The sequence below is a fragment of the Moorella sp. E308F genome, assembly GCF_006538365.1.
Classification (GTDB): Bacteria; Bacillota; DSM-521; order Neomoorellales; family Neomoorellaceae; genus Neomoorella.
Genome location: NZ_BJKN01000001.1, coordinates 304562 through 324857 on the forward strand (window position 1 = coordinate 304562; position 20296 = coordinate 324857).

Below are 20296 nucleotides of genomic sequence, written 5' to 3' on the forward strand. Positions count from 1 at the left end.
AAGCCTGCCCTGAAAAAAGGTTGCCCCGGCCGTATAACTATACCCTTTGCGGTAAAGGTTAATTAAGGGGTGCCCTTGCTTGGAAGAAAAAGAGCTCATACGGAGCCTCAACTGGTTCTATACCCTGGAAATCGAGCAGGTAGACCTCTATAAGAGCCAGGCCCGGGCAGCAACGGACATTTACCTGCGGCAGGTGCTGACCCGGGTAGCGGCTATGGAACAGGAACACGTCATCAACCTGGAAGCGGAAATCAGGCGCCGCGGCGCCATCCCGACCCGTGCCGGAGCCATTATTGCTCCCCTCCTGGGGGTGGCAACCGGGACCATCTTCAACTGGACCAATACCCGCACCCTCCTCTGGGCCAACATTACTTTAGAAGAAAAGGCCATGGCTGACTACAAACGGCTGATTCTTAAAGTTGCCGAAAAACCCCTTTTTAACCTCCTCTGGAGCCACCTCATTGATGAAGACCTGCATGCCGCCTGGTTCAGCAATAAGCTGAAAGAGCTGGACCGCCTGGCCCGGTATTAACAGGATGGTAATAGAAAAACTTGACAGGAAAAATAGGATGAGTTATTATTACTATAAAATATACCAAATGAATATACTTTAGACTGGAAGTAGTTTTACATGCGCTTAAACCAGGCCACCGATTATGCCTTCCGCGCCGTCCTGTACCTGGCGAAACTGGAACCGGGCACCATCGCCGAAGCCCAGACGATTGCTTCCCGCGAAGATATCCCCATGCGCTTCTTGCTTAAAATCATGCGTTCCCTGGTCCAGGCCGGAATAGTGCAATCCTACCGCGGTGTCAGCGGCGGTTTTGCCCTGGCCCGGCCGGCGCGGGAAATTACCCTGCTGGATGTCGTCGAAGCTGTAGAGGGACCGGTTAGCATTAACCGCTGCCTTCTGGACCCGGAGTACTGTAATAAACACGGCGCTCCTTGTTGCCCGGTACACCGGGCCCTGGGCGCAGTCCAGGACGCCCTGCGCCGGGAGTTGGAGCGTTACAACTTCGCCGAGCTGGCCGGGAAAAATTGAGTAAAGACTTGAAAGGAGGGATTATTTTCAAATAAACTATACTATTTGGGTACACTTTGATGTATTTTGAGGGGAGGAGAAAAGTTATGGATGCACTCTTGCTGGCCAGGTGGCAGTTCGGGATTACCTCAGTTTATCACTTCCTCTTCGTCCCCCTGACCCTGGGACTATCAGTCCTGGTGGCCATCATGGAAACCATCTACGTCCGCACTGGTGATGAAACTTACAAGAACATGGCCCGCTTCTGGGGCAGGCTCTTCCTCATCAACTTTGCCATGGGCGTGGTGACCGGTATCGTCCAGGAGTTTCACTTCGGCATGAACTGGTCCGAGTACTCCCGTTTCGTCGGGGATATCTTCGGCGCCCCCCTGGCCGTAGAAGCCCTGGCCGCTTTTTTCCTGGAATCCACCTTTCTGGGCCTGTGGCTCTTTGGCTGGGATAAGCTGCCTAAAGCCCTCCACGCCGCCTGCATCTGGCTGGTGGCCTTCGGAACCAATCTTTCCGCCTTCTGGATCCTGGTGGCCAACTCCTTTATGCAGGAGCCGGTGGGCTATGTCTTGCGTAACGGCCGGGCCGAGATGACGGATTTCTTCGCCCTGCTGACCAACACCCATGTGCTCTATCAATTCCCCCACACCGTCCTGGCCGGCTTTGTGACAGCCTCCTTTTTCGTCATGGGGATCAGTGCCTACCACCTCCTGCGGCAAAGCCAATTAGATCCCTTCCGCCGTTCCTTCCGGCTGGCTTTGATAACGGGCGTCATCAGCAGCCTGCTGGTGGCGGCCGTCGGCCACTTCCAGGGCCAGTACCTGGTCAATGCCCAGCCCATGAAGATGGCAGCCGCCGAAGCCTTGTGGGAGAGTGCCGATCCGGCCCCCCTGGCCCTGGTGGCCCTGGTTGATACAAAAGACCAGACCAATACCTTCGAGATTAAGATTCCCGCCCTGGCCAGTTTTCTTGCCTATAACAGCTTCCAGGGCGAGGTTAAAGGCCTGAAGGATCTTCAGGCCGCGGCAGAGGCCAGCTACGGCCCCGGCAATTATATCCCGCCGGTCGCCCCGGTCTTCTGGAGCTTCCGCCTGATGGTCGTCGCCGGGCTGTGGTTAATTTTACTGTCCCTTTACAGCCTGTACCTGTGGCGGCGGAGACGCCTGGAAGAAAAACCCCTGGTCCTTAAAGCCCTCCTCTGGAGCATTCCTGTGCCCTATCTCGCCAACACCGCCGGCTGGTTGATGGCCGAGATCGGTCGCTATCCCTGGATTGTCTACGGGCTGCAGCGGGTCGAGGCGGCCGTCTCGCCCGGGGTATCCGCCGCCGCTATTTTGACGACCCTGGTGGCTTTTACCCTGCTGTACGGGGTCCTGGCGGTAGCCGACGTCTACCTCCTGGCTAAATACGCCCGGCAGGGTGTTGAGACAACTCCTGCCACCAGGATGTTAGATAATTCCGGGGAGGTATCCTTATGGATCTAACTGTCCTCTGGTTTATCCTGGTAGCCGTCCTTTTTGCCGGCTTCTTTTTCCTGGAGGGCTTTGACTACGGCGTCGGTATCCTGCTGCCCTTCCTGGGGAAAAGCGATGGGGAACGCCGCGCCATCATCAACAGCATCGGCCCCTTCTGGGACGGCAACGAGGTGTGGATGCTCACCGCCGGCGGGGCCATGTTTGCCGCCTTCCCCCACTGGTACGCCACCCTTTTCAGCGGCTTTTACCTGGCGTTATTCCTTATCCTCGTCGCCCTGATCGTGCGCGGGGTAGCCTTTGAATTCCGCAGCAAGGATGACCGCCCGGCCTGGCGTAACTTCTGGGACTGGATGCTTTTCCTGGGGAGCCTCTTGCCGGCCCTCCTCTGGGGCGTGGCCATGGCCAACCTGATCCGGGGCGTACCCATTGACGCCCGCATGCAGTATGCCGGTACCTTTTTCGATCTCCTTTCTCCCTACACCCTGCTGGGGGGCTTGACCTCTCTTCTCCTTTTCACCCTGCAGGGGGCACTTTTCCTGGCCCTCAAAACCGGGGATGAACTGCCGCAGCGCGCCCGGCAGGCGGGGCTAAAGATAGGTACCGGCGCTGTGGCGGCCCTCCTCCTGCTGCTAATTATGAGTTACCGGGAAACCGACATCTTTACCCGGATGGTACCCGGAATCGCCGCCTGGGGCGCCCTGGTGGCCCTTCTCCTGGCCTGGTGGTCGCTCAGCTCCCGGAGCTACGGCGGGGCTTTTATCTTGAACGGTCTGGCCATCCTCCTGGGCACTGCGGCTCTCTTTGGCGGCCTCTTTCCTCGGGTAATGGTTTCCAGCCTGAATCCCCGATGGAGCCTGACCATTTACCAGGCCTCCTCCAGCCCCTATACCCTTAAAGTTATGACCATCGTCGCCCTCACCCTGGTACCGGTGGTCCTCCTTTACCAGTGCTGGACCTACTGGGTATTCCGCCAGCGGGTTAAGGCCAGGGACATGGAATATTAGGAGTTAGAGGCCGGTGGCTTGCCGGAACTGGCTACTTCCCTTCTTGTTTCGAAAGTACGGCAAAAGGTGAACGGGGCTAGCCAAGAGTTTTCGAATACGCACCAGAAAGGGTTAGAGCAAGGAAGGTCCTGCGGAGAGAGGGGAAGGTAATTTGCTGCTGGAAAGGAACCTCCTGGGCGAAGCACGCCGGGTGCGCTGGCACCTGGCCGTGACCATCGGCCTGGGCCTGGCGGCCGGCTTGCTGGCCATCCTGCAGGCCGGTTACCTGGCCCGGGTGGTGAACGGGGTCTTCCTGGAAGGGCAGGATCTGCGGGGTGTCTGGCACTGGCTCATGGCCCTCCTGGGCATCATTTTCCTCCGGGCGGGCCTGGCCTGGGGTGTAGAAGTGGCGGCCCACCGGGCCGCGGCCCGGATCAAATATGACCTGCGCCGGCGCCTGGTGGGCCACATCCTGGCCGTAGGTCCGTTACCTTTGAAGGATGAGCATACCGGGGAGCTGGTCAATGTCCTGGTTGAAGGAATTGAGGACCTGGAGGCTTATTTTGCCCGCTATTTGCCCCAACTGGCCCTGGCGGCCCTGGTGCCCCTGATGGTCCTTGGTTTCGTCTTCCCCCTGGACCTGTTTTCCGGCCTGCTCCTCCTTTTTACCGCCCCCCTGCTTCCCCTGTTCATGTTCCTTATCGGCAACCGGGCAGAAGCCCTCACTCAACAGCAGTGGCAAACTCTGAGCAGCCTGAGCGGCCATTTCCTGGATGTGCTGCAGGGCCTTACCACCCTGAAAATCTTCGGCCGCAGCAAGGAGCAAGCTGAAGTCCTGGCCCGCCTCAGTGACCGTTTCCGGTCCACCACCCTGGGAGTGCTGCGAGTGGCCTTTCTATCGGCCCTGGTGCTGGAACTCGTAGCTACCATCAGCACCGCCCTGGTGGCTGTCACCGTGGGACTGCGCCTGGTTTATGCCCAAATACCCTTTAAAGAGGCCCTTTTCCTCTTGCTGCTGGCCCCGGAATTCTACCTGCCCCTGCGCCTCCTGGGCAGCCAGTTTCATGCCGGCCTGGCCGGCGTCAGCGCCGCCCGACGGATCTTCGCCGTTCTGGATATGGCAGGCCCTTGCACTACCCCGGCCCCGGCAGTAGCGGACGTGAGGGTCAAATCCCTGCCTCGAGGCGCGGAAACAGGAAATCTCCCGCCGGGCAGGGAAAGCCGCGTACGGCAGCCGGGGCTGCATATTGTCCTGGCAGGGGTTCATTATACTTACCCGGATAGGGAGCGGCCGGCCCTGGAAGAGGTCTCCCTGGAACTCCGGCCGGGGGAAAAGGTGGCCCTGGTTGGTCCCAGCGGCGGGGGGAAAAGCACCATCGCCCACCTGCTCCTGCGTTTCCTGGAGCCCGACCGCGGGCTGATTACCGTCAACGGCTTTCCTTTAAACCAGATCCCCCTGGTGGAATGGCGCCGGCAAGTGGCTCTGGTTCCCCAGCATCCCTACCTTTTCAGCGGTACTATAGCCGACAATATCCTCCTGGGACGTCCGGAAGCCTCGCGGGAGGAAGTGGTGGCCGCGGCCCGCCTCGCCGGGGCCCATGAGTTCATTGCCGCCCTGCCCCGGGGTTATGATACGCCCATCGGTGAGCGGGGGCTGCGCTTGAGCGGCGGCCAGGCGCGGCGCCTGGCCATTGCTCGGGCCATTTTGAAGGACGCCCCCTTACTGATCCTGGACGAAGCTACGGCCAACCTGGATCCAGCCACTGACCAGCTAATCCAGGCGGCCCTGGATCGCCTGATGGAAAACCGCACGGTGCTGATTATCGCCCACCGCCTCAGCACCGTCTACCGGGCGGACCGCATCGTGGTCCTGGCCTCCGGCCGGGTGGTGGAGGCAGGACGGCACGAGGCATTAATGGCGCGGCAGGGTGCCTATTACCGCCTGGTCACAGCCTTTCATTGCGCAGCCGGAAGGGTGAAGGTTAGCTCAGCGCCCGCTAACTCGCTCCATTCCGGAAGCCTCACCGGAGCGGTGGACTATACCTTCAGGCATGACCGGCGTGAATCCGTTAGCATGGCCGCCCGCTCCGCACGCTCTCTCGATATGCCGTACTTTTCATGCCGCCAAAAACATCACCAGCCTGAAGGCACGCCTGCCCCTGGCCTCCAGAACTGCACCGCCCTGTACCGACAGTTACCCCCTGCCTATTTTAAGCGGAGAACTACCACCAGCACTTGCATCCGTCTCCTGGGTTTGCTTGCTCCCTTTTGGGCCGCTATACTGGGAGCCACCCTGCTTGAATTTTTTACCATAGCCAGCAACGTCGGCCTCATGGCCACCGCGGCCTTTCTCATTGCCAGCGCCGCCCTCCACCCGCCGGTTTCAGACCTCATGCTCCCCATCGTCGGGGTGCGCTTTTTTGGTATCTCCCGGGCCGCCAGCCGTTACCTGGAACGTTATGTAAACCATAGCGTCACCCTGCACATCCTTAGCCAACTGCAGGTTTCCTTTTACCGGGCCCTTGAGCCCCTGGTCCCGGCCCGGCTGCCGGACCACCACAGTGGCGACCTGTTGAGCCGGGTCGTGGCCGATGTGGCGACCCTGGAAAACTTTTATCTCCGCGTCCTGGCCCCGCCCCTGGTAGCCCTGCTGGTCATGGTGGCCGTTTTCGTTTTCCTGGCCCATTTTGCCATCAAACCGGCCCTGGCCTGGCTGTTATTTTTTCTCGGGGCCGGCATCATCGCGCCCCTGGGCCTCAAGGCTGCCGGCCGGCTGGCGACCCGGCAGCAGGGAGAAGTACGGGCGGCCCTTAACGCCGCCCTGGTGGATACCGTTCAAGGCATGCCTGAAATCCTGGCCTGCGGATACGCCAGGCAGCAGCAGGAACGCATCGCCGCCTTGAGCCGGGAACTGCTGGTTCTCCAGGGCCGCGAGGCGGGGGTGGCCGGCCTGGCGGCCGCCGTGTCAGGCCTGGCCATGAACCTGGCCCTGTGGTTCGTCCTGGTGCTGGCCATCCCCCTGGTGGCCAGCGGACAACTGGACGGCGTTTACCTGGCCATGCTGGCCCTTGGAGCGGCTGGCAGCTTTGAGGCCGTCCTGCCCCTGGCCATGATACCCCAGCGCCTGGAAGCAAGCCTGGCTGCAGCCCGGCGGCTCTTTGCCCTTACCGATACCCGGCCTGCCGTCCAGGACCCGCCCGGCCCGCCGCCGCAGGCGGCAAACTACCACCTGGAGGTAAAAGGACTGCGCTTTCGCTACGCCCCGGGAGAACCCTGGGTCCTGGACGGCCTCGACTTTACCGTGCCCGAAGGGGGCCGGGTGGCTATCGTCGGTCCCAGCGGGGCCGGGAAAAGCACATTAGTAAACCTGCTCCTGCGCTTCTGGGATTACGAGGAAGGATCTATCCGCCTGGGTGGGTATGAACTCAAGGTCTATCCCCCGGAAGAGTTGCGCCGCTTGATAGCTGTAGTTTCCCAGCAAACCCATCTCTTCCATGCCACCATTGCCGAAAACCTCCTACTGGCCAGGCCTGGTGCCAGCCGGGAGGAGATCCGGCAGGCCGCACGGGAGGCCAGACTGGACGAATTTATCCAGAGCCTGCCCGGGGGATATGAAACCTGTATCGGTGAAGAGGGATTGAAACTCTCCGGGGGCCAGCGCCAGCGTCTGGCCATCGCCCGCGCCCTTTTGAAAAACGCCCCCATCCTGGTGCTGGATGAGGCCACATCGGGCCTGGACCCGGTGACTGAGGAGGAAGTAATGCAGGCTATCTACCGTTTAATGGCCGGCCGGACCACCCTGGTCATAACCCACCGCCTGGCGGGCCTGGAGGCCATGGATGAGATCCTGGTCCTGGATAAAGGGCGGGTCGTCCAGCGGGGACGGCATGAGGAACTTCTCCGGCAAGAGGGGCTTTACCGCCGGATGTGGGAGCTGCAGCACGAAGTATTGGAGCTGGACAGTTAGCCCTTACTTTTTAGTACCACTTTGGGAATATTGCTCTAAAATCCGGACCAGCTCTTTCCCGGCCCGCTCCAGGTCATCATTAATAATCACGTGCCGGTACCTATCGACATAGCCCATTTCCATATCCACCCGTTCCAGCCTTCTGGCTATCACCCCGGCGTCCTTTTCCCTCCCGGCCAGCCGCTGGCGCAATTCTTCCATATTTGGCGGGGCAATAAAAATCGGGACGACATTTTCAGGGAAGCGCTCCATGACCTCAACGCATCCCAGGACATCCATGTCGGTAATAATGTCATAGCCGTTCTCCAGGGCATAAACAATTGTCGGTAAATGGGTACCGTAGTAGTCCCCGGAATGAATCTGCTTCCATTCCAGGAAGGCTCCCTGAGCGATCATTGCTTCAAAATCAGCTTTACTGACAAAAAAATACGGGAAGCCCTGGGCTTCCCCCGGTCGCATGGGGCGGGTGGTTATTGAGGGCAGGTAGTATATACCCCGGACCCGCTCCAGGGCATAGTTCAACAGGGTATTTTTTCCCACCCCGGAAGGCCCGGAAACGACGAAAAAGTAACCATTCCTGTTTCTCTTATCTTTAATCTGGAAATTGACTACCAGGTCTTTAATAAGTTCTTGTACCATAATGTCACCAGTTAAAGATATTTGGCTACATTTTAACATACTGCCCCGGAGGAAGCAATGTCAGCTTTGCTCCGGAGAATCTCTTATAACCATGGATTTTAAGAAAAAGATAAAATCGAGCAAAATATTGTCCATCCTGGCAGTTCATGACCCTATAGCCACCTGCGGAGCCTTTTACTATTCCTTGTTTCGACGATAGAATAATAGTGGCATATTTCAGCACCGAATTCCCGCAATAACGGGAAACGGGGGATAATTTTTGGGGTGAAGAGCCTCCTGGCTCCGGGCTAACTCTCGGTCCGAACCCGGCAACTAACCTCGTAGGTGTGGAGAGAGTGAGGTCCAAGAAAATTGAAGAAGTGGGGTAAATACTGCCTGACCACCGCCCTGACCGGTTCTTTTATTTTTGCAGCCGCCGGGGTGGCCCTGGCCCAGCCCTATGAAGTAAAAAGGGGCGATACCTTGTGGGCCCTGGCCCGCCGTTACGGTGTTACCGTAGAACAGATCCAGGCGGCCAACAACCTTCATTCTTCGTTAATTTTAGTTGGACAGGTCCTGGAAATTCCCGCGGCCCATCCTTCCCCCGCGGCAGAACGCCGGGATACCTCCTCTGCCTCCCGCGGGCAAGAAACCAGCCCTGCCACCACCGGCAAACGAGTGGCCACCATCGCCCGTAAATATATTGGTGTCCCCTACCGCTGGGCGGGGACAAGCCCCAGCGGGTTTGACTGTTCGGGTTTTACCTGGTATGTTTTCCGGCAGGTGGGTATTGATTTGCCCCGTACCGCTTCCGACCAGGCCACCAGTGGCAGACAGGTCGATAAGGATAGTCTCCAGGTGGGCGACCTGGTATTTTTCGATACCAATGGTAAGGGTATTAGCCACGTTGGCATTTACCTGGGTGATGGCAAGTTCATCAGCGCCTCCAGTTCCCGGGGGGTAGCTATTGATAACATTGATGACCCCTACTACTGGGGACGGCGCTACCGCGGCGCCCGGCGGGTGATATAAGAAGCAATATAAAAGCACGCCACCTTTGAACGGGGCGTGCTTTAAAATATTGGCTTTAAACCTGCCTGCTTGCAAAGTTCATTGGCTGTAATCCGGTCCAGCGTGCGGTGCCTTTTAACAGGTACCGTTTTTATACCATTGGTATAGATTGAATGGTTAGCACCTTCCCGTAGTAAATAAAAACCATTTACCTCAAAGTAACGAATCAAGTCCCGACGTTTTATAGACACTGCTAAAACTCCACCGGCACCTGTTCTAATAAAGCGCCTCCAAGGGGAATTTCTTTCTTTTGCTGGCGATAGGCCAGAATCATCTCCCGAAGGGCATCCTTAAGCATTTCTCTACATTCTTCCAGGGTTTTCCCTTCAGTTATTACCTCAGGCCACTCGACCAGTTGCCCCAGGTAACCTGAACTGATCTTTGTATAACGTGCCGTATAGTTGCTGAGCATAAATAACCCCCCTTACCAAACCCTCATTATAAAGTATAACTCACCGCTCCTGGCCTTAGCAATTTTTTACCTACTCCCACTCTATGGTTGCCGGCGGCTTGGAGGTGATGTCGTAAACCACCCGGTTGACATGGCGCACCTCGTTGACGATGCGGGACGAGATGCGCTCTAGCAATTCATAAGGAAGCCGCGCCCAGTCGGCTGTCATGGCATCGTCGCTGGTCACGGCCCGGACGACGATGGGGTAGGCATAGGTACGCTCGTCGCCCATAACACCCACGCTTTTCATGGAGGGCAAAACAGCAAATGACTGCCAGATTTCCCGGTAGAGCCCGGCCCGCCGGATCTCTTCGGTTACAATGGCATCCGCCTGGCGTAAAATCGCCAGCTTTTCCGGTGTAACCTCCCCCAGGATGCGGATGGCCAGTCCCGGCCCGGGGAAGGGCTGGCGCCAGACTATTTCCTCGGGCAGGCCCAGTTCCTCCCCCACCCGGCGCACCTCGTCTTTGAACAAAAGCCGCAGCGGCTCGATTAGCTCCAGCTCCATGTCTTCCGGCAGGCCGCCGACGTTATGGTGGCTTTTGATAACGGCCGCCGTTTCGGTGCCGCTTTCGATGACGTCAGGATATAAGGTTCCCTGGACCAGGAAATCCACTTTCCCCAGTTTCCTGGCCTCCTCTTCAAAGACGCGGATAAACTCGTGGCCGATAATCTTGCGCTTCTCTTCCGGGTCGGTTACTCCTGCCAGTTTGGCCAGGAAACGCTCACCGGCGTCGACATAGATCAGGTTCACCTTCAGGGCCTGGCCGAAGGTCTTTTGCACCTGTTCCGCCTCGCCCTGGCGCAGGAGGCCATGATTGACAAAGACGCAGGTTAAACGGTCGCCCACGGCCCGGTGCACCAGGGCCGCGGCCACGGAAGAATCAACGCCGCCGCTCAGGGCGCACAGCACCCGGCCGTCACCCACCCGCTCCCGGATAGCCGCTACCTGCTCTTCGATAAAGGAGCTGACCGACCAGTCACCGCGGCAGCCGCACACCTGGAAGAGGAAGCGGCGGAGCATTTCCTGGCCCAGGGGCGTGTGCTTGACCTCCGGGTGAAACTGGACGCCGTAAAGCCGGCGCCCCGGGTCGCTCATGGCCGCCACCGGCGTGTAGGCCGAGCGGGCCGTTACCCTAAAGCCCGGCGGCGGGGCACTGATATAGTCGCCGTGGCTCATCCAGCACTGCATGGTCCGGGGTAACCCGGCAAAGAGGATGTCGTCAGTCGTTACTTCAAGCTCGGTCTTACCGTATTCCCGCCCTGCGGCTGCCTCCACCCGGCCCCCCAGGTCGTGGGCCATGAGCTGCATGCCATAGCATATGCCTAAAATGGGGATGCCGCTCTCATATAGAGCCCGGTCAATGCGGGGCGCCCCCGGGCTGTAAACGCTGGCCGGCCCGCCGGAAAAGACAATACCTTTGGGCCGCCGGGCCAGGATCTCCTCCAGGGGCGTATTAAAGGGGATCATTTCCGAGTAAACCCCGGCTTCGCGGATGCGCCGGGCAATCAACTGGTTGTACTGGCCGCCGAAGTCCAGGACCAGGACTATTTCCGCAGGTTGCTTGTTTTCTCGCATCATCTACCCAACCTCACTGAATTAACCTTTATTTTATTTTACGGTGAAGCTCCTTTTGACGCAGATCGCCCAACTATAGAGCTCTTGCCGTGCAAGGAGCAGGCCTGGCGACCCTCTTTTCATCTCTGCCCGTTGTAAACCTCCGGTTTTAAAATGCAGATGTCCGGCAAATGGCGGTATTTCTGGGCATAATCAAGGCCGTAACCAACAACAAAATAATCCGGGATGGAAAAACCGCTGTAATCGACATGGACATCCACCAGCCGCCGCTCGGGCTTGTCCAGAATGGTGCAGGAGCGCACACTTAAAGGTTTGCGGGCCTTTAAATTTTCCAGCAGGTATTTTAAAGTCAGACCGGTATCAACAATATCCTCCACAATCAGGAGGTGCTTATCTTCCACCGGCACTTCCAGATCCTTCAAGATGCGCACTGCTCCCGACGTAGTGGTCCCGGCGCCGTAACTGGAAACAGCCATAAAATCGAGCTGGAGGGGAATGGTAATCTCCCGCACCAGGTCGGCGAGGAAAATAATCGCCCCTTTGAGGATACCCACCACCAGCAGGTCCTTGCCGGCATAATCGCGGCTAATGGCCGCGCCCATTTCTTTAACCCGTTTTTTTATCTCAGCGGCGCTAACCAAGACTTTAGCAATGTCATCCTGCAAAAATAATTCCTCCCCCGAAATAAAAGTACGATGTTACCTTCACCCCGGCAAACTTCCTCCACCGGCCTCTATTAATATACCTCTTGACAGTTTACCATAACCTTGTTATCTTCGCTGTATAACGGCAAAATCCTTCTGGCCGTCCGAATTTGGCGCCAAAGGAGTGAGCTACCGGTGTCTCCTGGCACCAGTACATTAGAAAAAAGGGCGCGCCAGGTCCTGGGAGTCAGTCCCGAGGCCGGCGCCCAAGCAATAAAAAAGGCGTACCGCCGTCTGGCCCGGCAGTACCACCCCGATAGTAATCCAGGTGATAAGGCTGCCATAGAAAAATTCCTCCTGATAACAGAAGCTTATCAGTACCTTTTACACCATAAACTCCCCGGCCACCACTCTCTCTTGGCAGCCGGCGTTACCCTGGAAAATGAGGATGCGGACAAACGGTACGCCCGCTGGTGGATGGAGCATTTCGGGGAGTTTTTCTAAAACTTAAAGTACCAACAAAAGAAAGGTAAGTCTTTTGTAGCACAGGTACTTGTCCAGGAACCTTGTATATGCTATTAATATGTCTAGAGGAAAACTTAAAATATGTTGAGCATAGTTGAGAAACGCTGAGTTAGAGTTCAGATGAGACGACTCGGAGCTTTTGGGGTGAGGACCAGCTTGGTTAGAGCTGGTTTTTTTATTTATAGAGGAGGCCTGGATAGATATGACTACCGCATTACCCATTGTAACCGAAGTTAAGGCGCCCGCCGACCCGGAGGCCCTTTATGCCGCCCTCGCCGGCGGCCGGGAAAACAGCTTTCTGCTGGAAAGCGCCCTTTTTCACCCCCGCTGGGGCCGCTATTCCTTTTTAGGCAGCGACCCCTTCCTGGTAGTCAAAACCAAGGGCTACCAGGCCCGGCTCTCCTCTCCCGGTCAACCGGTGCAAACCCTTACCGGCAATCCCTGGGAAATCATCCGCTCCCTTATAGCCCCCTACATCCTCCCCCGGCGAGAACAACCCATTCCTTTCACCGGTGGCATTGTCGGCTACCTGGCCTATGACCTGGGCCGTTACATCGAGAAGCTGCCCTCACAGGCTGCCGACGACCTGCCCTTCCCGGAAAGTTACCTGGCTTTCTATAGTACCATCGTAGCCATCGATCATCACGAGGAAAGGGTCTACGTGGCTGCCAGCGGTTTTCCGGCTACCGGTCCCGCTGCCGTAAAAGAAGCCCTGGCCCGGATAAAGGAAATAACTGCGCGCCTGCAAAAGGTAAGACCCCTGCCGCCCCCGGCAGGAGCAGACGGCATCAGAACACCCGTTAACTCCCTTTTTACTCCCGAATCTTATTGCCGGGCCGTCACCAGGGCAAAGGAATATATTGCCGCCGGAGATATTTTTGAAGTAAACTTATCCCAGCGCCTGCAGACAGAGCTTGCTGTAGAACCCTGGGAGCTTTACCGGTGCCTGCGGCGGGTTAACCCGGCTCCCTTTGCCGCCTACCTGTCCTTAAAAGAAGGCACCATCGCCAGCGCCTCGCCGGAAAGGTTTTTGCGGGTCAGTCAAGGCCAGGTAGAAACGCGGCCCATTAAAGGCACCCGGCCCCGGGGCCGGACCCCGGCCGAAGATGCTGCCTTACGCCAGGAGTTATGGAACAGTGCCAAGGACCGGGCCGAACTGGTGATGATCATCGACCTGGAAAGGAACGACCTGGGCCGGGTCTGCCAGGTAGGGTCGGTGCGGGTGCCGGAGCTTTTTGTCCTGGAAGAATACGCCACCGTTTTCCACCTGGTAAGCACCATCACCGGCACCCTGCAGCCCGGCAGGGATATGGTGGACTTGTGGCGGGCCACCTTTCCCGGAGGTTCCATTACCGGGGCACCAAAAGTACGTTCCATGGAAATCATCGAAGAACTGGAGCCGGTAAGGCGCAGCGTCTATACCGGCGCCATCGGCTACCTGGGTTTTGACGGCGAAGCCGACTGGAATATCGTCATCCGCACCTTTCTCCTGGCCGGCGGCCGGGCCTATTTCCAGGTCGGCGGCGCCGTCACGGCCGACTCAGAGCCAGAGAGGGAGTACCAGGAAACCCTGGACAAAGCCCGGGGACTGATCCTGGCCCTGGGATTATGAAAGAGGGGAAACGGCGCCCGGAAGGAAACTGCCCCCGTTCTTTCCGTCCTACGGCCCGAGCATTTAGCCGCTCCGGCAAGGACCATGGAAAGTAGAAAAAAGCTCACCGGCAGGTGAGCTATTTTCGGAGGAAAACACCTATGCCTGCAGCAATCGTCTACCTTAACGGCTCTCTCCAGCCCCTGGCAGAAACGGCAATCAGCCCCGCCGATCCTGGTTTTCTGTACGGGGCGGGGTTATTTGAAACAATCCGCATCGAAAAGGGCAGGGCCCTTTTTCTCGCCGAACACCTTCAACGTCTTACCAGCAGTGCCCGGCGCCTGGGCTGGCCTGTACCCGAAACCTCCGGCCTCCCAGCAGCTATCCAGGCTACCATCGCCGCCAACCAGGTGACCACCGGCCGCGGCCGCCTGAACTTTTTCCAGGGCGGCCAGGGCTACAACCTGATGTTTACGGCCGAAAACGGCCTGCCCTATACACCGGAAGATTACCGCAAAGGCTGCCGGGCTGCCATAGTCACCATTCGCCGCAACCAGCACTCTCCCCTGGCCGGCCTCAAGACCATGAACTACCTGGAAAACCTCCTGGCCCTGGCCGAAGCCCGGAAGAAGGGTGCCCGGGAGGCCCTGCTTTTGAACCTTGACGGTAATCTGGCCGAAGGCAGCCGCAGCAACCTCTTTCTTATCCAGCAAGATACCCTTTATACTCCCGACCTGGCCAGCGGCCCCCTGCCCGGCCTGGCCCGGGCCCGGGTGCTAAAACTCGCCGCCGGCCTGGGCCTGGCGGTGAAGGAAGAACCCTTAAAGCCCGAGGCTCTCCTGGCTGCCGGGGAGGCCTTTCTCACCAACAGCTTGATGGAGATCCTTCCCCTGACATGGGTGGACGGCCGGCCCGTCGGCAACGGCCGGCCCGGCCCGGTGACAGCATTGCTCCAAGCCAGGTACAGGGAAGAAAAATTTATAGACAGGACCTTGAATTAATGCTAAAAGTAAAACCGCCCCTACTGGGGCGGTTTAATGTTGATGCGCTTGTTAAAATCGTAGAAGTCGACGGTCATGATCAGTTTGTCCTGGGGGCGCTGGCGGTGGGCGGCTTCCAGGGAAACTTTGCGGATGTAGTTGCTTCCCCGTTCCACCCAGAACTGGTAGTAAAGATCCTGCCAGTAGCTGTTGAGGAACTGGTTGTTGACCTGCGGCCGGCAGGTGAGGAGGTAGGGCCTCCCCGGCACCTTTTTCTGGCGGCCCAAAAACTGCAAATCATCCACCCGGGTAATTTTTAAAATGGATAGGGGATTGATTTCAGCCATATACTTTTCTTGCTCCAGGGGGTTGTTGCCAGGGGTGACCATCCAGCGTTTGGAGGTCGGGTCGCGAAAATAAGTGGTATCTTTGACCTGGTAAATCTCCACCGGCTGGCCGGTCATCTGGCCCTTTAAATACAGGCTGCCGTCACCGGCCCGCTCCCCGTCCAGGCTGCTTAAGCCTATTTTATTTCCCCCGGTAATCAGGCTTGCCTCGACGTGGAAACGGTAGCTGGTTGCCTGGTTGGTAATATCCAGGGCCTGGACGATAAGTTCCTGGGGTTCCACCTTTATTTCCCGCAGGTAATAGACATAAGACCAACCACCGGCCAGGGTCAGGACGAGCACCACGGGTAAAATAACCTGCCAGCGTAAAAATTTACCAGCCAACAAAACCACCTTCCCGCCAGAATCCCTATTTAATTGATATGGCAGGCGGAAAGGGTTATACCTGGATATTGCTGGGAGTAAAATACGTCCAGGAGCCAGCACCTTCTAAAACAGGTTACATATAAACACCATATTCAGCTACCGCCCGGTAAAGGGCCAGGACGTTCTGGGGCGGCAGGTCGGCACTCAAAATACCGCTGGAGGTAGAAAAGATATACCCGCCGCCGGGAGCCGCCGCCAGCAGGAGCTGCTCCACTGCCGCCGTAATGGTTTCCGGCGTACCTGAAGCCAGGAGATTCAAGTCGAAGTTGCCCATCAAGCACAGGCGCCCGCCGTATTCCTTTTTAATGGTGCCAATATCCATGCCGGCGGCCGGTTCCAGGCACTGGATGCCGTCCAGGGGTAAAGCTGCCAGGTCGGGTAAAATGGCCTGTAGGTTACCGTCGGAGTGGTAAAGGACCGGTACACCCATAGCCTTAATAGCTTCCACCTGGCGGCGCAGGAAGGGCAAAAAGATTTCCCGCCACAGGGCCGGCCGGATATATGTCCCCCGTTCATAGGCGATGTCGTCACCGATAATCAAGGCGTGAGCCCCGGCCTGGACACAAAGGCGGGCCAGCTCCACGTTAAAGTCGACAACAGCCGCGGCCAGGTCGCCGATGGCTCCCTCCCGTCCAGCCACCGCCAGGAGAAAATCCGTAAAATCAAAAAGCTTACCGGTTCCCTGGAAAGGGCCGTCTACAAAGGCAAAAACGAAGAAATCCGTCTCCTCCCGCCAGCGCCTTAAAAGAAGCAGGTCAAAAGCGTTCGCGTCCGGCAGGCGGTAACTGGCTGCTTCCTTGATGGCGGGGATAGCTGGGGCCTGGACGGTAGTGAAGCCCCCCTGCCGCCGCAGCCGCCGACCCCAGACATCCCGAAAGCAGTCATTCCCCTCTTCCTTTAACGGCGCCCGGGGGGTAACGGCCAGGAGGTCCATCCCCAGAAACTCCCGGGCAGCCACCTCCGCGGCAAAACCTGCCGGTCCTTCCCGGCCCAAAAGTACTGTCACCAGCCCGGGTTCAAGCTCAAATTCTCCTGCCGGCACCCGGTCGGGTCGTCCTCGGGATAGAGCCACCTGCACCCGCTCAACATGGTTCACGGGCCTTCACCTCCAGAAGTTATGGTAATAAAAGCGACTTCATAAACACATCCCGGAAGGACGGCCGGGTCATGAGTTCGATATAGCCCACCTGGCGGGCTATTGTTTCTCCCCGCCGCCTTTCGTCCATGGAAAGGAGGGCCAGCCGCGCCCCGGTGCCGGCGGCATTGCCCACCTGGCGGAAGGCGTTCAAAGGAAGTTTGGGGAACATGCCGATGGCAATGGCGCTCTCCAGCTTCAGGTGGGTGCCAAAGGCCCCGGCGACCACGACTTCTTCCAGGTCGTCCACCGTGAGGCCCGCTGCCTCCAGGAGGAGCAGGGTGCCGCTGGCGATGGCCGCCTTGGCCAGCTGGATCTCGCCGATGTCCTTCTGGGTTACCACCAGGTCGCTGTCAATGCCGGTTTCCTCCGCCGGTACCAGGAGGAATTCCAGCGGGCCGCCCCCGGCAGGTCGCCTGACTCGGGGATGATTTAAATCCAACCGGCCGTTGGCATTAATGACGCCGGTGCGGTAAAGCTCGGCCACGGCATCGAGAATACCGGAGCCGCAGATGCCCAGGGGTGGTACTCCGCCGATGCTTTCCCAGTAGACCTCCCGGCCGTCGTCACTTAACCGGACGGCAGCAATGGCCCCGGTAATGGCGCGCATTCCCTGGGCGATGTGGGCGCCTTCAAAGGCCGGCCCCGAGGCACAGGAACAGGAAAGCATTTTGCCACCGTAACTTAAAACAATCTCCGTATTGGTACCGATGTCCAGGCCCAGGGTTACCTTGCGGGCTACGTCAATACGGCTACCCAGGATCATGGCCACATGGTCGCCGCCGACAAAGCCGGCAATTACGGGCTGGAAATAAACATAGGCACCCGGGCTGAAGTTTAAACCCAGGCTCCGGGCCTTTACCTCTACCGGTGTGGTCAGGGCCGGGACGTAGGGGGCCCGGGCGAGCTGTTCTACGGGCAGGTGCAACAGCAGGTGGTGCATGGCCGTATTGCCCACGATGACGGCTTCCTCAATGTCGGTCGTTGTTACGCCGGCCTTCCCGGCCAGGGTGGCTGCCAGCCGGTTCAGCCCCTCGATGGCTACTTCTTGAATGCGCCGGTATCCCTGTTCTCCCTCCAGGGCGTAGCCCAGGCGGGCCATGACATCTTCACCGTAGGCGATCTGGGGGTTCATGATCCCGTCGGCAGCCAGGGTAGCCCCTGTTTCCAGATTGATAAGAAAACCGGCCACCTTTGTGGTCCCCAGGTCGACAGCCAGGCCTAAGGGCGGCGGCGCCGGCCGGCCGGCATAAATGTTGATCACTTCTTTACCGCGTACCGTAACCACGCTGGTGCCGCCGGCCGCCATGGGTTCTGTTACCAAAGCCAGGTTAAAATCTATTTCCGGGCGGTCCAGGCCATAAGTGGCCTCCAGTTCGCCGGCCACCTGCTGCCAGAGGGGCCGGGGGTTCTCAATGGTCGTCCTGGTTAAAGAGAGGTTATACCTTTTAACTGGCGCTTCCGGGACTACTGCAACGTCCAGCCCTTCCACCTGAAGTTTCTGAATTCCGAGCATGGATTCCGGCGGGATTTCCACTTTCAGCGGTCCCTGGATGACTGCCTGGCAGGCCAGGCGATAACCCTGTTCCAGCTGCTCCGGCTTCAAGAAGCGTTTTTCCGCCGCGGCCGGCTCCCCGGCGTCGCCAGCGGCTACCCGCACCCGGCAGCGGCCGCACAACCCCCTGCCGCCGCAGGGTGCCGTCAGGCCCCCCGCTCCCAGGGCCAGCCCCAGCTGCTGGGCTGCGGCTAAAATAGTCTGGCCGGCTGCTACCTGCACCCGTCGGCCCACCGGCTGGAAATCAACCAACACTTCCTTCAAACTTAGCACCCCCTATTTTGCGGAACACGCTGGGCGTGTACCCTTCTTGCTTTTTAAATACCTGTCCGAAATAACGGGCGTCATGATAACCTACCCGTTCTGCTATTGCCGCCACTGGCAAATCGGTATTTAACAACAATTCTTTGGCTACTCTAAGGCGTACTCTGGTCAGGTAGTCAATAAAGTTCTGGCCCTTAACCTGTTTGAAGAGGCGGCTGAAATAGCAAGGACTTAAATACACCTGCTGGGCGACTTCTTCCAGGGTGAGATCCTTGCTGAAGTTGGCTTCAATAAACTTGCTGGCCCGGTCAATAAGGGAAGAATTACGTTGTTCCCGGCTGGCTGCTACCTGATCTACCAGGACCATCAGGCGCTCCAGGATGAGCTGCCGCATATCCGCCAGGTTATCAAGGTTTAAAAATTCGCTGCTGGCGGCCAGGGTGAGATTAGAAACGGCCTCCGGATCGGCCCCGCCCTCCAGGGCGGCATTGGCTGCCAGGGCCACCAGCTCCAGGAGTTTCATTTTCAGCAGGGCGGGGCGCCTTTCCTGTTCCAGGGCCAGTTTCATTAAAATATTGCTGGCCTGGCGGTAAGCCAGCTCGCGATCACCCATGCGGATGGCCTGGCTCAGCTCTTGTCCCTCTGAAGCCGGCAGGGAATGGGTGGTCATTGACCTGGTGGTAACGTCGTCAGCGTGAATAACCTGGTCGCCGCCATAAAGCAGGCGGAATTCAGCTGCCACCGTCGCCTCGGCATAGGAGCGGGCCAGGCCGGTGACCTTTTCAGCCGGGCGGCCGATGCCTACGGTGACGGTCACTTGCGTATCCCGGCGCACCTGGCGGCAGATAGCCTCGCCCAGGTGGATAGCGGCCTGACGGACGTCACGTTCCTTTTCCAGGTGATCGAGGGGCAGGAGAACGGCAAATTCGTCCCTGGTGGCGGGAGCTACCAGGGCCCCCGGCCAAGCGGCCGTTGCCTTTTCAATACTTTCCCTTACCCGTTGCTTTAAAAGCTGCCGTTCGATTTCCGAGCCTTCCCGGGCCAGGCTGGCAAAATTATCAATATCCACCAGCAGGGCCAGCCGCGGGAGGGAGGTAATCCCCAGGAAAAGGGCGCGGCTTTCGGCCTCGGCTGCCGTTATATTCCCATTAATCAGATCCATAATAAAACCCAGGCGGATCAGGGGTTTCATTTTTTCCAGGGCCTCTTTGAGGCGGGCCGTTTCCTGCTGGCGCCGGCGGCTTGCAGAAATATCGGCAACCAGTTCATCCAGGAGCTTGATCATTTCTTCCCCGTCTACCGGCTTTAATAGATATTTTGAGGCACCCAGGGAAACAGCTTCGCGGGCGTAATCAAATTCGCCATAGGCGGAGACAAAGATAAGCCTGGTTTCGGGAAGAAGTGACCGTATCTCCCGCCCGGCAGTAAGGCCGTCCATGACGGGCATCTTAATGTCCAGGAAGACAATATCCGGCCTTAAAACTGCTGCCAGGTTTACGGCCTCCATACCATTACCTGCTTCCGCGGCCACCTGGTAATGGGGCCGTTCCCTGGCCAGTAAAAAACGCATGGCCTGCCGTTCCAGGGGTTCGTCATCAACAAGCAGGATCTTGATTTCCGTGGACAAACTCACCTCTCACTTCTCACTTCCCATT

General features: G+C 58.2%; 17 protein-coding genes, 1 pseudogene and 1 riboswitch. Of the genes and pseudogenes, 9 read left to right on the forward strand and 9 right to left on the reverse strand.

Translation table 11 applies throughout. The features are described 5' to 3' along the window. The first annotated feature begins 79 nt into the window (after positions 1-79). From E308F_RS01420 to cydD, 5 genes are all read left to right on the forward strand, one after another. On the forward strand, positions 80-532 hold the full coding sequence (locus tag E308F_RS01420) for a ferritin-like domain-containing protein (protein ID WP_141262904.1): 453 nt from the start codon (positions 80-82) through the stop codon (positions 530-532). A 99-nt stretch (positions 533-631) separates the two neighbouring features. Continuing rightward, the gene (locus E308F_RS01425; RefSeq protein ID WP_141262905.1) at positions 632-1042 is read left to right on the forward strand and encodes an RrF2 family transcriptional regulator; all 411 of its coding nucleotides are present in this window, start codon (positions 632-634) and stop codon (positions 1040-1042) included. 86 nt (positions 1043-1128) lie between these two features. Then, positions 1129-2514: a cytochrome ubiquinol oxidase subunit I gene (locus E308F_RS01430; protein ID WP_141262906.1), complete on the forward strand. Its 1386-nt coding sequence runs from the start codon at positions 1129-1131 to the stop codon at positions 2512-2514. After that, positions 2505-3509 carry a cytochrome d ubiquinol oxidase subunit II gene (gene cydB, locus E308F_RS01435; protein ID WP_141262907.1) on the forward strand — a complete coding sequence of 335 codons (1005 nt, stop codon included), beginning with the start codon at positions 2505-2507 and terminating at the stop codon, positions 3507-3509. Before E308F_RS01430 ends, cydB begins: the two co-directional genes overlap by 10 nt. Positions 3510-3660: 151 nt before the next feature. Further along, complete coding sequence (cydD, locus tag E308F_RS16395; RefSeq protein ID WP_172613520.1) at positions 3661-7455, forward strand: thiol reductant ABC exporter subunit CydD; 3795 nt, start codon at positions 3661-3663, stop codon at positions 7453-7455. Positions 7456-7458: 3 nt separating this feature from the next. On the opposite strand, the gene gmk is transcribed toward cydD, so the two are convergent. Continuing rightward, positions 7459-8094, reverse strand: coding sequence for a guanylate kinase (gene gmk, locus E308F_RS01450; RefSeq protein WP_141262908.1), 636 nt, complete (start codon positions 8092-8094; stop codon positions 7459-7461). A 210-nt stretch (positions 8095-8304) separates the two neighbouring features. After that, a riboswitch (cyclic di-AMP (ydaO/yuaA leader) is annotated at positions 8305-8435 on the forward strand. A gap of 10 nt (positions 8436-8445) precedes the next feature. Between gmk and E308F_RS01455 the strand changes: the two genes are divergently transcribed. Further along, positions 8446-9105 (forward strand): C40 family peptidase, encoded by a 660-nt coding sequence (locus E308F_RS01455; RefSeq protein WP_141262909.1) that lies wholly within the window; start codon positions 8446-8448, stop codon positions 9103-9105. A 41-nt stretch (positions 9106-9146) separates the two neighbouring features. Here the strand turns inward: E308F_RS01455 and E308F_RS16780 are convergent, their stop codons facing one another. From E308F_RS16780 to hpt, 4 genes are all read right to left on the reverse strand, one after another. Further along, entirely contained in the window at positions 9147-9335 is a 189-nt protein-coding gene (locus tag E308F_RS16780; protein WP_141262910.1) for a type II toxin-antitoxin system HicA family toxin, read from the reverse strand. Between the two features lie 2 nt (positions 9336-9337). After that, positions 9338-9556: a type II toxin-antitoxin system HicB family antitoxin gene (locus E308F_RS01465; RefSeq protein ID WP_141262911.1), complete on the reverse strand. Its 219-nt coding sequence runs from the start codon at positions 9554-9556 to the stop codon at positions 9338-9340. Between the two features lie 70 nt (positions 9557-9626). Continuing rightward, entirely contained in the window at positions 9627-11177 is a 1551-nt protein-coding gene (gene guaA, locus E308F_RS01470) for a glutamine-hydrolyzing GMP synthase (protein ID WP_141262912.1), read from the reverse strand. A 116-nt stretch (positions 11178-11293) separates the two neighbouring features. Further along, positions 11294-11839, reverse strand: a complete 546-nt coding sequence (gene hpt, locus E308F_RS01475) for a hypoxanthine phosphoribosyltransferase (RefSeq protein ID WP_141262913.1) — start codon at positions 11837-11839, stop codon at positions 11294-11296. A 219-nt stretch (positions 11840-12058) separates the two neighbouring features. Between hpt and E308F_RS16755 the strand changes: the two are divergent. The 3 genes and pseudogenes from E308F_RS16755 to E308F_RS01490 all read left to right on the forward strand — a co-directional run. Then, positions 12059-12202: pseudogene (locus tag E308F_RS16755) on the forward strand (J domain-containing protein); the annotation flags it as partial. 343 nt (positions 12203-12545) lie between these two features. Further along, on the forward strand, positions 12546-13955 hold the full coding sequence (gene pabB, locus E308F_RS01485; RefSeq protein ID WP_141262915.1) for an aminodeoxychorismate synthase component I: 1410 nt from the start codon (positions 12546-12548) through the stop codon (positions 13953-13955). Between the two features lie 140 nt (positions 13956-14095). Then, positions 14096-14935, forward strand: a complete 840-nt coding sequence (locus E308F_RS01490; protein WP_141262916.1) for an aminotransferase class IV — start codon at positions 14096-14098, stop codon at positions 14933-14935. Positions 14936-14955: 20 nt separating this feature from the next. On the opposite strand, the gene E308F_RS01495 is transcribed toward E308F_RS01490, so the two are convergent. The 4 genes from E308F_RS01495 to E308F_RS01510 form a co-directional block, all read right to left on the reverse strand. Then, positions 14956-15645, reverse strand: a complete 690-nt coding sequence (locus tag E308F_RS01495) for a hypothetical protein (RefSeq protein WP_141262917.1) — start codon at positions 15643-15645, stop codon at positions 14956-14958. 115 nt (positions 15646-15760) lie between these two features. After that, the gene (locus E308F_RS01500) at positions 15761-16783 is read right to left on the reverse strand and encodes a uroporphyrinogen decarboxylase family protein (RefSeq protein WP_141262918.1); all 1023 of its coding nucleotides are present in this window, start codon (positions 16781-16783) and stop codon (positions 15761-15763) included. A gap of 19 nt (positions 16784-16802) precedes the next feature. Then, positions 16803-18650: an ASKHA domain-containing protein gene (locus E308F_RS01505; RefSeq protein WP_373995942.1), complete on the reverse strand. Its 1848-nt coding sequence runs from the start codon at positions 18648-18650 to the stop codon at positions 16803-16805. After that, positions 18622-20274 (reverse strand): response regulator transcription factor, encoded by a 1653-nt coding sequence (locus tag E308F_RS01510; protein WP_172613519.1) that lies wholly within the window; start codon positions 20272-20274, stop codon positions 18622-18624. Before E308F_RS01510 ends, E308F_RS01505 begins: the two co-directional genes overlap by 29 nt. Positions 20275-20296: the final 22 nt, after the last annotated feature.